General features: G+C 63.1%; 13 protein-coding genes. 7 read left to right on the forward strand and 6 right to left on the reverse strand.

The features are described from left to right. Positions 1–5: 5 nt before the first annotated feature. The 5 genes from J2X76_RS01890 to J2X76_RS01910 all read right to left on the reverse strand — a co-directional run bounded on the left by J2X76_RS01890 (position 6) and on the right by J2X76_RS01910 (position 4,408). Positions 6–566 (reverse strand): hypothetical protein, encoded by a 561-nt coding sequence (locus J2X76_RS01890; protein ID WP_310212470.1) that lies wholly within the window; start codon positions 564–566, stop codon positions 6–8. After that, a complete protein-coding gene (locus J2X76_RS01895; protein WP_310212472.1) occupies positions 563–1,828 on the reverse strand; it encodes a hypothetical protein in 1,266 nt (421 codons plus the stop codon). Before J2X76_RS01895 ends, J2X76_RS01890 begins: the two co-directional genes overlap by 4 nt. A 12-nt stretch (positions 1,829–1,840) precedes the next feature. After that, positions 1,841–2,356 (reverse strand): hypothetical protein, encoded by a 516-nt coding sequence (locus J2X76_RS01900; protein WP_310212475.1) that lies wholly within the window; start codon positions 2,354–2,356, stop codon positions 1,841–1,843. Continuing rightward, on the reverse strand, positions 2,349–2,630 hold the full coding sequence (locus J2X76_RS01905; protein WP_310212477.1) for a hypothetical protein: 282 nt from the start codon (positions 2,628–2,630) through the stop codon (positions 2,349–2,351). The genes J2X76_RS01900 and J2X76_RS01905 overlap by 8 nt, the downstream gene beginning before the upstream one ends. A gap of 116 nt (positions 2,631–2,746) precedes the next feature. Continuing rightward, positions 2,747–4,408, reverse strand: coding sequence for an electron transfer flavoprotein-ubiquinone oxidoreductase (locus J2X76_RS01910; protein WP_310212480.1), 1,662 nt, complete (start codon positions 4,406–4,408; stop codon positions 2,747–2,749). A 258-nt stretch (positions 4,409–4,666) separates the two neighbouring features. Between J2X76_RS01910 and J2X76_RS01915 the strand changes: the two genes are divergently transcribed. The 5 genes from J2X76_RS01915 to J2X76_RS01935 all read left to right on the forward strand — a co-directional run bounded on the left by J2X76_RS01915 (position 4,667) and on the right by J2X76_RS01935 (position 10,825). Continuing rightward, positions 4,667–5,470: an SDR family oxidoreductase gene (locus J2X76_RS01915; RefSeq protein ID WP_310212483.1), complete on the forward strand. Its 804-nt coding sequence runs from the start codon at positions 4,667–4,669 to the stop codon at positions 5,468–5,470. A gap of 126 nt (positions 5,471–5,596) precedes the next feature. Next, positions 5,597–5,968 carry a hypothetical protein gene (locus tag J2X76_RS01920; protein ID WP_310212486.1) on the forward strand — a complete coding sequence of 124 codons (372 nt, stop codon included), beginning with the start codon at positions 5,597–5,599 and terminating at the stop codon, positions 5,966–5,968. A gap of 98 nt (positions 5,969–6,066) precedes the next feature. Beyond that, positions 6,067–6,270, forward strand: a complete 204-nt coding sequence (locus tag J2X76_RS01925) for a hypothetical protein (protein ID WP_113129874.1) — start codon at positions 6,067–6,069, stop codon at positions 6,268–6,270. A gap of 200 nt (positions 6,271–6,470) precedes the next feature. Further along, the gene (locus tag J2X76_RS01930) at positions 6,471–7,703 is read left to right on the forward strand and encodes an efflux RND transporter periplasmic adaptor subunit (RefSeq protein ID WP_310212489.1); all 1,233 of its coding nucleotides are present in this window, start codon (positions 6,471–6,473) and stop codon (positions 7,701–7,703) included. Then, positions 7,700–10,825 carry an efflux RND transporter permease subunit gene (locus J2X76_RS01935; protein WP_310212492.1) on the forward strand — a complete coding sequence of 1,042 codons (3,126 nt, stop codon included), beginning with the start codon at positions 7,700–7,702 and terminating at the stop codon, positions 10,823–10,825. The genes J2X76_RS01930 and J2X76_RS01935 overlap by 4 nt, the downstream gene beginning before the upstream one ends. A gap of 228 nt (positions 10,826–11,053) precedes the next feature. Here J2X76_RS01935 and blaOXA read toward each other — a convergent pair whose 3' ends face one another. Next, the gene (gene blaOXA, locus J2X76_RS01940) at positions 11,054–11,878 is read right to left on the reverse strand and encodes a class D beta-lactamase (protein ID WP_310212495.1); all 825 of its coding nucleotides are present in this window, start codon (positions 11,876–11,878) and stop codon (positions 11,054–11,056) included. 104 nt (positions 11,879–11,982) lie between these two features. Here blaOXA and J2X76_RS01945 point away from each other — a divergent pair, with 104 nt between their 5' ends. Both J2X76_RS01945 and J2X76_RS01950 read left to right on the forward strand, forming a co-directional pair. Continuing rightward, entirely contained in the window at positions 11,983–12,873 is an 891-nt protein-coding gene (locus J2X76_RS01945) for a LysR family transcriptional regulator (protein WP_113128071.1), read from the forward strand. Between the two features lie 155 nt (positions 12,874–13,028). Continuing rightward, positions 13,029–14,321, forward strand: a complete 1,293-nt coding sequence (locus tag J2X76_RS01950; RefSeq protein WP_310212500.1) for an Hsp70 family protein — start codon at positions 13,029–13,031, stop codon at positions 14,319–14,321. Positions 14,322–14,506 lie beyond the last annotated feature (185 nt).

The raw sequence follows: 14,506 nt of genomic DNA on the forward strand, positions 1-14,506 counted from the left end.
CCCGTCTAGGGTCGTGCGGAACAGTTCTGGTATTGTCCGCCGACAAGCGAGGCACCTGCGAGAGCATCGGGGTCGACGGTCTGGCCCGGCATTTTCGGGAGTTTTACCGTGACCTGGCAAAGGCGTTCGTCGCAATCAACGGAAATCACCTTCGTCAGCCCGCCGAAAACCTGGTTGTTGCGATCGCAGATCTGGACGTCGCTGTCCGCCTTGATTCCGGCCGTCTTGCTCGCCTGCAGGGGAATGGAGATAATCGCCGCCATGGTATTGCTCATCGGCGCCGGCAGGGACGTGTCTTGAAGCATGGCGGCGGTCACCTTTTCTCCGGCCGCAACGTCCTGCTTGAGATATTTGCCGACAAGCGCTGCAAAGGCCGGCGTCTGCAGATCGCCATGGCCGATCTGGTGATTGCGCTGCAAGGCGAGCCGCGCAACCGGCTCCGGCGTTTCGGAGCGGCCGGAGACCAGCGAGACAATCCAGATGACCAGGCCCAAATAGATGAGCAGCGGGATTGCCCTCGCGGCCGCGACGATGCAGAGCAGCGGGTCGATGTGACCGATCTTCATGAGCGATACTCGTAGGCGATGTCGCTGTCGGGTTCGTCCAGAGACAACATTTCCGCCACCGTCTCCCAGGTGGCGTGTTCATCGCCCACGGTTTTCGGCAGAGGCCGGTGCAGGGCCTTGAGGAGATCGAAGCGGCCGATATCGATCGCGCCGCGCACGGTCTCGGCGAAGGCGGAAAAGCTTTCGTGGACGATCCACAGCCACAGGGCGACCATGACGGGACCGAAGACCACGACGATCAGCAGCGCCGTGAGCGAACTGCCCCAGATGCCAAGCACTGCCAGCCAGATCGCCGTGAACAGGCAGCTCAGCGAGAGGCTGAGGATCGAGAAGTCCAGCTGGATGCGGGCGTTCTCCAGCTTCGCCAGCAGGGCCTCGTCCTTGATCACCAATTGCAGGCGGGGCCACAGAAGATCGAAATCGAAGCCGTAGCGCGTGTGGCAATAGCTGCGCAGCGCCGCGAGATCATTTCCGAAACGGGTGGGTGCCACTTCGATTTTGGCAAAAAGCGTCTGGTAGGAATTAAATTCATGCGCTTCATGGGACTGGGCTATGTCCGCGGCATAGGTCACCAGTCCCGTATACTGATCGGTCATCTCCCGGTGCAAAGCCGCCAGCGTCGCGGCCTGCGCCTGTGCCCGGGGATCGACAGGAGGCCGCAGCCGCTGCGCTTCCGCGCAATTCGATTTCAACGCCGCCGAAAGAGCGTCGATGGCTTCTTCCAAAGCCCCGACCTCGATCGGCCGGTTCAGGTAGCGGGCGGTGCGCAACGGCCGGATGGCGGCCTCGGCCCTGTCTATCGCGCCGGGATCGGAAACGCCTCGCATGAAGGCACCCTCGTCGCGGTCACGCGCCAGCTCACGGATGACGTCGCCACTTGCGGGCAGTTTCGCCCGGCGCTGAAACAGGGCATTTCCGCGTGCGATCCGCCGGTCGCGTTTCAGCACATGGCCGAACGACAGCAGATCCGTGATCCACCACGGAAGGCTTCGTCCCTCCAAGAGCCGGGTGATGGGCTGGACCGCGGGCGACAGCGTGAAGGCGACGACCGCCACCGCGCTCAGCGCAATCGCAAAATTGACGAGTTTTTCCCCCGAACCGAGGTTGCGGTATTCCTCCAGAAGAAAGTCGCGAACCGGTTCGAACTCGATCGCTGCGATCAGGGCATTGGCGAGGCAGAAAAGAAGCCAGGGAAAATAACGCGCCAGAAGGAAAGAGCGCCCGAACCAGCCATCGATCTTTCCCAGTATCTCCGCGAACATCGCGCCCGTCCCTCACGCCTTTTTGCTGAGCTTGCGGCCATGAACGGGACATGTGCCGTTGGTGCGGAAAAGTTCGCCGTCGATCGGGCATTCCCATATGCCGGTCACGATACGATAGACTTCATGCTTGTCGAACAGGCCAAGCAGCGACGACGACTGCGGTCCGAGCCTGCTGTCATAACCTAAGATGGCGACCGAACCTTCGCTTCCGAAAGGTTGCATCAGGCTTTCCGTGACGCTGACCATTCCCGGGCGCGAGACATGCCAACGAGCACTCTGCGACCTCAGATAGTCGGGAAGCCGGACACCGGAGTGAAGATTGCCGATCTCTCGCAGGATTCCGGAACGGTCCTCGAGCAAGGGAGGTGGCGCCTGCTTGCCCAAGCCCTGCTGCGAAATCATGCGCAGCCCGTCGGCACCTGCCGAGACGACGAAATCCGTCTTCTCCTTGCGGATGACCGACAACGTATCCTTGACGGAGAAGTCGTTCGGGACGAGGGGGAATTCCAGCAACGGAAGCTCAGCCATCCGACTTCTCCACCGTGGTCTTTTCGGCGATCTTCTCGTGGACGATGTAGAGTTTGCTGGCAACGAGATCGGCCGGCTTCAGATCCGTCCACGCGAAACGCAGTGGCGGGGTGTCCAGCCGCAGCCGTCTGGCGACCTTCAGCAGAAATTCCTCCACATCCGCGGCATTGGCATAACCGGTGCCGCCGACGAGAGGATCGTTTGGGCCGATCGACTTGCCGTCCTCGCCAAGCTGCAGGCGAATTGCGGCGTCGATGGCTGCAATCTTGCTCATGTCTACCCCCCAACCGGCCCCCGAGGCGCGCGGTCAAAGGTAACGCAACCCATGCCCCGCCGCAACCCTCGATTGACGGCCGGGAAACACCCCTGTTGGGGGTGCTTCAGGGAGAACTACATATTGGGATAGACCGGCCCTTCGCCGCCCTGGGGAGGTACCCAGTTGATGTTCTGGTTGGGGTCCTTGATGTCGCAGGTCTTGCAGTGGACGCAGTTCTGGGCGTTGATGACGTAAGTCTGCTGGCCGTCCTTCTCCACCCATTCGTAGACGCCGGCCGGACAGTAGCGGGTCGAAGGACCGGCATAGACGTCCAGTTCCGATTGCTTCTGCAGCGCCATGTCCTTGACCTGAAGGTGGACCGGCTGGTCTTCCTCATGGTTGGTGTTGGACAGGAAGACCGAGGACAGGCGGTCGAAGGTCAGGACGCCGTCCGGCTTGGGGTAATCGATCTTTTTGTGCCGGGCGGCCGGTTGCAGCGATTGCGCGTCGGTCTTGCCGTGGCCGAGCGTGCCGAAGACGGAGAAGCCGAGCAGCGTGTTGGTCCACATGTCGAGACCGCCGAGCGCGACGCCCAAGCCCGTGCCGAGCTTCGACCACAGCGGCTTGACGTTGCGCACCCGTTTGAGATCCTTGCCGATGGCGGTGCCGCGCCACTCGTTTTCGATCTCGATCACCTCGTCATTGGCGCGGCCCGCGGCAATCGCGCCCGCAATGTTGTCGGCCGCAAGGATGCCGGAGAGGACCGCGTTATGGCTGCCCTTGATGCGCGGCACGTTGACGAGACCGGCCGAACAGCCGATCAGCGCGCCACCGGGGAAGGTCAGCTTCGGCACCGACTGGTAACCGCCCTCGGTGATGGCGCGGGCGCCGTAGGACAGCCGCTTGGCGCCTTCGAACGTGCCGCGGATCGCGTCATGGGTCTTGAAGCGCTGGAATTCCTCGAAGGGATAGAGATAGGGGTTCTTGTAGTTGAGGTGCACGACGAAGCCGACGGCGACGAGATTGTCCTCCAGGTGATAGAGGAACGAACCGCCGCCGGTCGACATGCCGAGCGGCCAGCCGAACGAGTGCTGCACCAGGCCCGGACGGTGGTTCTCCGGCTTCACCTGCCAGAGTTCCTTCAACCCGATGCCGTATTTCTGGGGCTCGCGATCCTTCTGCAGATCGAACCGGTTGATCAGCTGCTTGGCGAGCGAACCGCGCACGCCCTCGCCGATCAGCACGTATTTGCCGTGAAGCTCCATGCCGCGGGTAAAGTTCGGGCCGGGTTCGCCGTTCTTCTCGATACCCATGTCGCCGGTCGCCACACCCTTGACCGCGCCGTTACCGTCATAAAGCACTTCGGTCGCGGCAAAACCGGGATAGATCTCGACGCCGAGCGCTTCCGCCTTTTCGGCGAGCCAGCGACAGACGTTTCCGAGCGAGACGATATAGTTGCCGTGATTGTTCATCAGCGGCGGCATCATGACGTTCGGCAGGCGGATCGAGCCGGCCGGGCCGAGGAAGAGGAAATGATCGGCGGTGACCGGCTGCTTGAACGGATGCCCTTCCTCCTCGCGCCAGCCGGGCAACAGCGCGTCGATGCCCGACGGATCGACCACCGCGCCCGACAGGATATGGGCGCCGACTTCCGAACCCTTTTCGAGCACGACGACCGTCAGGTCCGGATTGACCTGCTTCAGCCGGATCGCCGCGGACAGCCCCGCAGGCCCCGCGCCAACGATCACTACGTCGAATTCCATCGCCTCGCGTTCCGGAAGTTCTTGCTCGCTCATATCCAACTCCGCTCACCGGCCCCTTCCGGCTTATTCAGGCAACCTGTTTGACAAAAGCGCTCCGGCTTGTCGAGGCGGGAAAACGTCCTCCGCCTTGTCATTCGCGCAAATGGCGTTTCGGTTTGCTCATATTACGTTTACGTTCACGTCATTTATAGAGACGGAACCGAAGAAAGCAAGATCGGCCTTTCGCCACTCTTTGCCGCTCCTTATAAAGATCCGACAACCGATGACAGGAATTGGGGAAGGAACAGCATCATGGATTTGGGTCTCACCGGAAAACGCGCTCTCGTGCTCGCCTCGTCGCGCGGACTTGGCCTCGGCATTGCCAAGGCGCTTGCGAGCGAAGGCGCGCATGTTCTCCTCGTCGGCCGCTCCGGCGATCGGCTGACGGAAAACTGCAAGGCGATCAATGCCGAAGACCAGGTAAAGGCCAATGGGGGCAAGGCGGACTGGGTCTGGGGCGATCTTTCCGACGAGAACTTCGTCGAAGCGATGAAGGCGGCCGTCAAGGAAAAGCTCGGCGGCATCGATATCCTGGTCAACAATACCGGCGGCCCGACGCCAGGCACGGCCGAAGAAATGACCGCCGACAAGCTCGACACCTTCTTCCAGTCCATGGTTCTGCGGGTCATCACGCTGACCAACGCCTTCCTGCCGCAGATGAAGGAACAGGGTTTCGGCCGCATCCTGACCTGCGCTTCGTCAGGCGTCTTCGAGCCGATCGCCAACCTCGCGCTCTCCAACACGCTGCGTTCGGCGCTGGTCGGCTGGAACAAGACGATCGCGACGGAGGTGGCGGGCTTCGGCATTACCGCCAACATGCTGCTTCCCGGCCGCATCCACACCGACCGTATCGACGAACTCGACGGCGCCAATGCCAAGCGCACCGGCAAATCGGTGGAGGACATCCGCGCCGCTTCGCTGAAGACCATTCCCGCCGGCCGGCTCGGCAAGGTCGAGGAATTCGCCGCCGCCGGCGCCTTCCTCTGCTCGGTTCCGGCAAGCTACGTCACCGGCACGATGCTCAGGGTCGACGGCGGCGCGTCGCGGTCGATCTGAGGTTTCGGAACGGGCGTAAACCCCTGTCGTTAAACATTGAATCGAATTGAGATGCCGCTATTGGCGGTATCTCAATTCGCCTGAGTTAAGAGGCAAGCCGGCCCCCAAAATTAAAGGATCGCCGGCATGATCGAAAGTGTTTCGGGGGCGACCGATTCTCCCTCATCCAGTATACCCTCCTCGGTGCCTCACCCCCAAGCGCCTTCGGCTCTCTCCGCGGCGGCCTCGATCTCGGCGACGCTTGCAGCCGGACAGGTGGTGACGTCCTATGCCGGAAGCTGGGAAGCCGCGACCCGCCATGCGGCAGAAAGCTCGGCGATTTCCAGCCGGTCGGGCATCCAGCATGCCCGAAGCCTTGAGGCCGTGGACGACGTGGTGGTCCGCAACCTTCTCGACAGCCTGTCGCCCGCAAGCCGCATCGCCGGCAGCTTTTTCCTGGCCGATGGCGAGGAACCGGCGCCCAAATCGCTGATCGCCACCTATTACGAAGACGTCTGACCTGAGATCCTCCGCCAATGCGACATCACGCAAATGCGTATCGCGGCGGGATTTTCCCGAGCCTATGATCTCCATGTCCAAGCCTTGGAGGTTTTCCCATGACATTTGCTCGACTTGCACTCTCTGCGATCGGTGTGTTGATGGTGGCGGTCGGCCTCCTCTGGATCGGCCAGGGCACCGGTGCCTTCCCCTACCCCGCCAGCAGTTTCATGATCAACCAGACGCCCTGGATCATCAGGGGAGCCGGCGTCGCGATCATCGGTTTTGTCGTCATCTGGGGCGCCCGGCGGTTTCTCCGCTAGTTGCGGTGGGCGCACGCGCCTCGCGCATCCAAAAGGCGAAAAAGATTAACTCCAGTTCATCTAAGCCCTTCATTACAAACCTTTAATCCCTCTTCACCGGTTAGTGAGCCGGACGGGCAAAACTTGTCTTTTTTGCGCCGCAATATGGGCGGTTCGATGGAGCGATACCATTGGCACAACCATAGGCGAGCGGTTAAACCATGAAGAAGATCTGGATTTTTGCTGGCATTCTTGTCGCTGTCGGCGTTGCGGGCTGGGAGTTCCGCGATCGGCTTCCCTTTCTTTCATCCTTCGTTGAGCAGGCATCCGCCGATGCCGGCCACGGCCAGCCGCCAGGCACGCAGCGCCGGCGCGGCGCAGGCGGGCCGCCGCCGGCGGTCAAGACGGTCGCCGCCGCCCGTGCGGCGCTGCCGATGGACGTCACCGCCTCGGGTGCCGCCAGCGCCGACGAGAACACGACGATCGCCGCCCAGCAGCCGGGCATCGTGGTCAGCATCGAAGCCACCGACGGCGCCTTCGTCAAGACCGGCGACCTGATCGCCAAACTCGACGACCGCACCGCCAAGGCCGCCCTGGACAAGGACAAGGCGCTTCTCGTCCGCGACCAGGCGACGCTGACCCAGGCCCAGACGGCACTTGCCCGCGCCAACGATCTTCTGCACGGCAATGCCGGAACGCAGCAGACCGTCGACCAGGCAAAGGCCGCGCAGGATACCGCCGCCGCCACCGTGCAGAGCGACAATGCGGCGATTGCCTCCGACCAGATCGCCATCGACCACACGGATATCCGCGCACCCTTCGACGGCAGGCTCGGCGATATCGACATCAGCACAGGTGCCTATCTCAGCGCCGGCTCGGCAGTGGTGACGATCGCCAAATACGATCCGATCTATGTGAAGTTCCACCTTCCCGAGGCCTATCTCGGCCAGCTCAAGCACGGTTCGGCGGCCAATGCGGTGGCGGTCGATGCCGTGCCACAGGGCGGCGGCACCTCGGCCAGGGGAGCCCTGAGTTTCTTCGACAACAGCGTCGACCCGGCTTCGGGCACGATCCTCGCCAAGGCGAAGTTCGACAATCCCTCAGGCACGCTGTGGCCGGGGCAATCGCTGAATGTGACCGTGCATTTCCAGAGCGACGACAAGGACATCGTGGTGCCGACGGTGGCGGTCAATCCGGGCGTCGACACACCTTTCGTCTATGCGGTCGGCGACGACAAGAAGGTCCACGTGACGCCGGTCAAGATTGCCCGTTCCAACGGCCCGAACACGGCGATCGCCGGCGGGCTCGCCGAAGGGACGCATGTGGTGGTCGAAGGCCAGGTGCAGCTCGTCGATGGCGCCACCGTCGCCGAGCAGTTCAAAAACGCCCGCGCGCCTGCCGAAACCAAGGGCAACGGCAATGATCAGGCGATCGAAGTGGGAGAGGCGCAATGATCCCCGAATTCTGCATCCGTCGCCCGGTCGCCACCACGCTGCTTGCCATCGGCGCCGTGCTCGCCGGGCTTGCCGGCTACCAGCTCCTGCCGGTCGCCGCGCTGCCGCAGGTGGATTTCCCGACCATCAACGTTTCCGCGCAGCTTACCGGCGCCTCGCCGCAAACGATGGCGACGGCCGTCTCGACCCCGCTCATCAAGCAGTTCGAAACGATCCCCGGCATCAGCGAAATCAGCGCCACCAACTCGCTCGGCAATACGTCGATCGTGCTGCAGTTCGATCTCAACCGGAATATCGACGCCGCCGCCGCCGACGTGCAGGCGGCCATCTCGCATGCGACCCGGCAATTGCCGGACAACATGACGACGCCGCCGAGCTACAGGAAAACCAACCCGGCGGATGCCCCGGTTCTGCTGCTTGCGGTGAAGAGCGATACGCTGCCCCGCAGCAAGGTGGACGAGATCGCCGAGGACGTGCTGTCGCCCTCGCTCTCGACGCTGCCCGGCGTTGCGGAGGTCTCGATCTTCGGCGCCCAGACCTATGCGGTGCGCGTCGAGGTCGATCCCAACAAGCTGCAGGCCCGCAATCTCGGCGTCGACAACGTCACGAACGCAATCGCGAGCGCCAACAGCCAGGCGCCGGTCGGCTCGCTCGAAAACAACAGCCAGCGGCTGACCATCAATGCCGATACCCAGCGCACCAATGCCGAGCAGTTCCGTTCGCTGGTGATCGCCAGCCCGAACGGCGCGCCCGTTCACCTCGGCGACGTCGCCAATGTCCAGGACAGCGTCGAGAACCTCGATGCCGGCAGCTGGTACGACGGCAACCAGTCGATCATCCTCGCCATCCAGCGCCAGCCGGATGCCAATACGGTCGAGGTGGTGGATGCCGTGCGTGCAAAACTGCCGGGACTTTCCGCGGAACTGCCGGCCTCGGTTTCGATCAACGTCATGAACGATTCCTCGACGGCGATCCGCGCCTCGATATCCGACGTGCAGTTCACGCTGATGCTGACGATCGGGCTCGTCGTGCTGGTCATTTATCTCTTCCTCGGCCGGATCACCGCGACGCTGGTTCCGGGGCTTGCCGTGCCGCTGTCGCTGATCACAACGTTCGGCGCCATGTACGTGCTCGGCTACAGTATCGACAACATCTCGCTGCTCGGGCTGACGCTGTCGGTCGGGCTGGTGGTGGATGACGCGATCGTCATGCTGGAAAACATCATGCGGCATGTCGAGGACGGCATGAAGCCGATGCAGGCGGCTCTGCAGGGCGCCTCGGAAGTCAGTTCGACGATCATTTCCATGTCGGTGTCGCTGATCGCCGTGTTCATCCCGATCCTGTTGATGGGCGGGGTGGTCGGACGGCTGTTCAACGAGTTCGGCATGGTGGTGGCGCTCGCCATCGTCGCTTCTGCGGTCGTGTCGCTGACGGTGACGCCGATGCTCGGCTCGCGCCTGTCCGGGGCCGAACATCACCCGGGGCTGATGGTGCGCATTTTCGACGCCGGCTTTTCCCGCACGCTGAGGGGCTACGACCGGGCGGTCGGCTGGTGCCTCAGGAACCGGGGCATCATCATGCTCGTCTTCCTCGCTTCGGTTGCCGGATCGGTCTACCTGTTCCGGACGCTGCCGACGAGCTTCTTCCCGCAGGAGGATATCGGCCGCCTGACGATCTCCACCCGTGCCCGCGAGGACATTTCCTATCCGGCGATGCGCGACCTGCAGGCGCAGGTGGCCGCAGCCGTGCAGCAGAACCCGGCGGTCAAGCACGTCACCTCGATCGTCGGCAGCAACGGCCGCAGCTCGCTCAACAACGGGACGATCTGGGTGGAACTGAAGGACAGAGACCAGCGCCCGCCGCTCGAGCAGACGCTGCGGGACCTCCGGCAGGCGACATCGAAATTCGCAGGCATCAAGACCTTCATCACCCCGCAGCAGAGCCTGCGCTTCGGGGGCCGCGCCACGGCCAGCCAGTACCAGCTCGTGGTGCAGGCGCTGAAGGCCTCGCAGACCGGCGAATGGTCGGACAAGATCCAGGCGGCGATGCGCGCCGACCGGGAGCATTTCACCGACGTCACCTCCGACGCCCAGAACGACGCGATCGAGGCCAATATCAAGGTCGATCCGGAAAAGGCCGCCTCGTTCGGGATTACCGACGACGAGCTGCGCAAGACGCTGCAGATGGCGTTCGGCGGTTATACGGCGGCCGAAATCCAGTCGACCGGCGACAGCTACGACGTCATCACCGAGTTCGACAATACGCAGCAATGGAACGACCAGATGCTGCAGGGTGTGCGGGTGATGTCGTCCAACGGTTCGCTCGTGCCGCTGTCGAACTTCGCGACGGTGGTGCGCCAGACGGCGCCGGTCACCATCAATCAGACCGGCCAGCTGGTCTCGACGACGGTGTCGTTCAACCTGCCGGCCGGGGTGTCGCTCTCGGATGCGACGGCCGCGATCGACCAGATCAAGGCCAACCTGCAGATGCCGAACGACGTATTCACCTCATACGGCGGCACGGCGCAGATCTTCCAGCAGAGCCAGGGCAATACGCCGCTGCTGATTCTCGCCGCCGTGTTGACCATCTATGTGGTGCTCGGCGTGCTCTACGAGAGCTTCATCCACCCGCTGACCATTCTGTCCGGCCTGCCGGCGGCAGCCTTCGGGGCGCTCTTGGCGCTAAAACTGTTCGGTTTCGACCTGTCTATCATCGCGCTGATCGGGCTGCTGATGCTGATCGGCATCGTCAAGAAGAACGCGATCATGATGATCGACGTGGCGGTGGAGACGATGCGCACGAAGCGAGAGACGGCAGCCACCGCGATCCACGAGGCCTGCGTGCGGCGTTTCCGGCCGATCATGATGACGACCTTCTGTGCCCTGCTCGGGGCGCTGCCGATCGCGCTCGGCACCGGCGCCTCGTCCGAACTGCGCCAGCCTCTCGGCATCGCGGTGGTCGGCGGGCTGATCGTTTCCCAGGCTCTGACGCTGTTCATCACGCCCGTCATCTTCGTGGAAATGGACCGGTTCGGGCGCTTCCTCAGCCGGCTCGGCCGCCACAAGGCCGAGGACCTGCAGGAGGCCAATGACGACGTCCCGGCCCGGATGGCCGCCGAGTGATGCCCTTGCCCGCCGACCCGAAAGGCCCGGCGAGCGGGCAGCGGCACAGGTAACCTTAACCGATAACCTGAACGGAGGAACCCGTTTGCATTCGCAGCGCCCAATGTCTTTTATGGAAGGCGCAATGCATTGTCTGAGTAAAGCGCTATGAAGGCGGTCGGGCCAGGGGGTGGCCCGACCGTTTTCTGTTTCGGCAGATGACGACTCAAAGGCAGTCGAGCGCCAGGATCACTTCCCTTGCAGCAGCTTCGGCAAATCGCTGATCAGCCCATCGCGCACCGCAAAACTGATTGGCTCTTTCGGATACCGCTTGGTATCGACCAGTAGCCTTGCGAAAATGACGCGCCGCTCGTCCTTCATCGCCCAGCCGACGAACCAGCCGAGCGGGCGGTCGTAATCGACCTTGCCGGCCTTGTCGCGCAGCCAGCCGGACCCGGTCTTGCCCTGGATATCCCAGCCGTCGCCGGCCTGGAAATGCGGCACGATCGCCAGCGTCATGTCGACCGCATGTTCGGAGACCGGCAGGCCGCCATTGAGGAAACGGCGCAGGAACCGCACCTGCTCGTCGGCGGAAATCTTCAGCGACGACATCAGCCAGGATTCGGTCAGTCCGTCGGTATTGCCCGGGCCGCCGGCGACATCGCGATTGCCGTAACCGAAGCGCTGGATGTAATCCGCAAAGGCTTTGTTGCCGAGCTTGCGGGTGATTTCCTGCGAATACCAGACGACCGATTCCTTTTCCCATATCAGCGGATCGACATCCTTGCGCACCCGCTCCGGCCCGCCGAACTTCGCCTGATATTTCCACCGCGGGTTCTGAGCGTCGGTGAGGACGCCCGCGTCATAACCCATCATGGCCAAAGGCAATTTGAAGGTGGATTGGGGATAGAAGCCCTGGCCGCAGGTTCCCTGACGGTAGAGCGCGTCGCCGCTGTCCTCGTCGATGATGACGGTGCAGCGGATCGGATCGGCGGCACCGGCAGAGGTGCAATCGAGAAAAGCCACGGTAATTCCAAGAGAAAATGCCAGAAGAAACGAATTTCTGAAAGCCATCGAAGTGCTCCAAGTGAAGTGACCCGGACTTTCTAGGCCGGCTTGCGAGCCCCAATCAAACGATGATATCTGCGGGCAGACATGAATTTAAATAGGCCATAGCCATGGTTCGACCATATTTGCCGCTGAACGCGCTGCGCGCCTTCGAGGCCGCCGCGCGCCACCTCTCGTTCACCAGGGCGGCGATCGAGCTCTGCGTCACGCAGGCGGCGGTCAGCCATCAGGTGAAACTGCTCGAGCAGCGGCTCGGCGTGACGCTGTTCCGCCGCCTGCCGCGCGGGCTGATGATCACCGAGGAAGGACTGGCGCTGCTGCCGGCGCTGCAGGACAGTTTCGACCGCATGGCCGCCATGCTGGAGCGCTTCGAAGACGGGCATGTGCGCGAAGTGCTGAAGCTCGGCGCGGTCGGCACGCTTGCGGTCGGCTGGCTGCTGCCGCGGCTTTCCGACTTCCGGGAAAAATACCCGTTCATCGACCTTAGGCTCTCGACCAACAACAATCGCGTCGACATCGCCGCCGAAGGGCTCGACTACACGATCAAGTTCGGCAACGGCGCCTGGCACGACATCGAGGCGGATGCCCTGTTCGAGACGCCGCTTTCCGTCCTCTGCATTCCGCCGATCGCAAGGCAGCTGAGAAGCCCGGAGGACGTCGCTCACCAGGTGCTGCTGCGCTCCTACCGCGCCGACGAATGGCCGAGCTGGTTCGAGGCCGCACATGTCGCCCCGCCGCAGATCCGCGGTCTGGTGTTCGACAGTTCCGTGCTGATGGTGGAGGCGGCGATGCAAGGGGCCGGCGTGGCGCTCGCCCCTCCGCTGATGTTTTCCCGCCAGCTTGCCGCCGGCATGATCGAACAACCCTTCCCGATCACCATTTCCAAGGGCAGCTACTGGCTGACGCGGCTCAAATCCCGCACCGTGACGCCGGCCATGGAAATGTTCCGCAACTGGCTTTCCGAACAGGCGGCGGAGACGCGACGGCAGCTGGAAATCTAGAGCGCGCGGGGTTGCTATCCCGGCCGCCTTGTGCGATCACGCGCCCTCTCAAAATTTCCAGGCGCGAGCAGCGCCCTTTTTCGCGTTCGGAGCCCTGCCAGCACATGGTCGCGGTTCCGGTTCAATGATTTTCGATGGATAAAAGGAGCACGGCGATGGCACGGGCGCTCGGGCTTGATTTCGGCACGACGAATACGGTTATGGCACTGGCGGATGGCGGCAGCGCCACGCATTCGATGAGCTTCACCAGCAGCGCCGGCGAGAGCGATTCGATGCGCACCGCGCTCTCCTTCATGAAGGATCCGGTGATGGGGGCGCAGGCGCTGAAGGTCGAGGCCGGACAGGCCGCGATCCGCCAGTTCATCGACAACCCCGGCGACTGTCGTTTCCTGCAGTCGATCAAGACATTTGCGGCAAGCGCCCTTTTCCAGGGCACGCTGGTGTTTGCCCGCCGCCACGTCTTCGAGGACCTGATGGAGATCTTCCTGAAGCGCCTGAAGGCCTATGCGGACGACAACTGGCCGAGCGACGTGTCGCGGGTGATCGCCGGGCGGCCGGTGCATTTCGCCGGCGCCAATCCGGATGAAAAGCTTGCAACCGAGCGCTACAACGAGGCGCTGACCCGGCTCGGCTTTCCGGAAATCCACTATGTCTACGAGCCGGTGGCGGCCGCCTATTATTTCGCCCAGACGCTGAAGAGCGACGCGACCGTGCTCGTCGCCGACTTCGGCGGCGGCACGACCGACTATTCGCTGATCCGTTTCGAAACGAAGGCCGGCAAGCTGGCCGCCACCCCGATCGGCCATTCAGGCGTCGGCGTCGCGGGCGACCATTTCGACTACCGGATGATCGACAACCTGGTGGCGCCTGAGATCGGCAAGGGCAGCAAGTTCAAGAGCTTCGACAAGGTGCTGGACGTGCCGGCCGGTTATTACGTCAATTTCGGCCGCTGGAACCAGCTGTCGATCTTCAAGACCAGCCGCGAATTCACCGACCTCAAATCGCTGGTGCGCTCGGCGCTGGAGCCGGAAAAGCTCGAACTGTTCATCGACCTCGTCGACCATGACGAGGGCTACCCGCTCTATCAGGCGATCTCGGCGACCAAGATGGCGCTGTCGGGTGCGGAAGAAGCGGAATTCAACTTCGCCCCCCTCGGCAAGGCGGGCCGCAAGATGGTCAAACGCTCCGATTTCGAAGCCTGGATCGCCGAAGACCTCGGCCGCATCGAAGGCGCGCTCGACGAGGTGCTGGAAAAGACCGGCACCGCGCCCGCCGAAATCGACAAGGTGTTCCTGACAGGCGGCACCTCCTTCGTGCCGGCCGTGCGCAGCATTTTTACCCGACGATTCGACGCCTCGAAGATCGAGACCGGCGGCGAACTGCTGTCGATCGCCCATGGCCTGGCGCTGATCGGCGAGAGCGACAATATCGCGCAATGGGCGGCTTGAGGGGCAAACGCCCTGCCCCCGCGGTTTTGGGGCAAGCCGGTTGCGCCCAGCCGATCTCCCCCCTTGAGGGAGGGCATAGGGGGGTGCCCCTCTCCGCACCCTCCTCGGCCACTGCATTTGCCGCACCGTCGCTTCCCCCCTCTGTCACATTCGGTGACATCTCCCCCTTGACGGGGGAGATCAGC

It is taken from the genome of Neorhizobium sp. 2083 (assembly GCF_031455615.1).
Classification (GTDB): Bacteria; Pseudomonadota; Alphaproteobacteria; order Rhizobiales; family Rhizobiaceae; genus Neorhizobium.

What these genes read in the sequence shown, in the direction of transcription:
- J2X76_RS01930 (WP_310212489.1), top strand. Translation starts at nt 6,471, where the DNA reads ATGAAGAAGATCTGGATTTTTGCTGGCATTCTTGTCGCTGTCGGCGTT.
- J2X76_RS01915 (WP_310212483.1), top strand. Translation starts at nt 4,667, where the DNA reads ATGGATTTGGGTCTCACCGGAAAACGCGCTCTCGTGCTCGCCTCGTCG.
- J2X76_RS01910 (WP_310212480.1), bottom strand. Translation starts at nt 4,408, where the DNA reads ATGAGCGAGCAAGAACTTCCGGAACGCGAGGCGATGGAATTCGACGTA.
- J2X76_RS01920 (WP_310212486.1), top strand. Translation starts at nt 5,597, where the DNA reads ATGATCGAAAGTGTTTCGGGGGCGACCGATTCTCCCTCATCCAGTATA.
- J2X76_RS01895 (WP_310212472.1), bottom strand. Translation starts at nt 1,828, where the DNA reads ATGTTCGCGGAGATACTGGGAAAGATCGATGGCTGGTTCGGGCGCTCT.
- J2X76_RS01950 (WP_310212500.1), top strand. Translation starts at nt 13,029, where the DNA reads ATGGCACGGGCGCTCGGGCTTGATTTCGGCACGACGAATACGGTTATG.
- J2X76_RS01905 (WP_310212477.1), bottom strand. Translation starts at nt 2,630, where the DNA reads ATGAGCAAGATTGCAGCCATCGACGCCGCAATTCGCCTGCAGCTTGGC.
- J2X76_RS01945 (WP_113128071.1), top strand. Translation starts at nt 11,983, where the DNA reads ATGGTTCGACCATATTTGCCGCTGAACGCGCTGCGCGCCTTCGAGGCC.
- J2X76_RS01890 (WP_310212470.1), bottom strand. Translation starts at nt 566, where the DNA reads ATGAAGATCGGTCACATCGACCCGCTGCTCTGCATCGTCGCGGCCGCG.
- J2X76_RS01925 (WP_113129874.1), top strand. Translation starts at nt 6,067, where the DNA reads ATGACATTTGCTCGACTTGCACTCTCTGCGATCGGTGTGTTGATGGTG.
- J2X76_RS01935 (WP_310212492.1), top strand. Translation starts at nt 7,700, where the DNA reads ATGATCCCCGAATTCTGCATCCGTCGCCCGGTCGCCACCACGCTGCTT.
- J2X76_RS01900 (WP_310212475.1), bottom strand. Translation starts at nt 2,356, where the DNA reads ATGGCTGAGCTTCCGTTGCTGGAATTCCCCCTCGTCCCGAACGACTTC.
- blaOXA (WP_310212495.1), bottom strand. Translation starts at nt 11,878, where the DNA reads ATGGCTTTCAGAAATTCGTTTCTTCTGGCATTTTCTCTTGGAATTACC.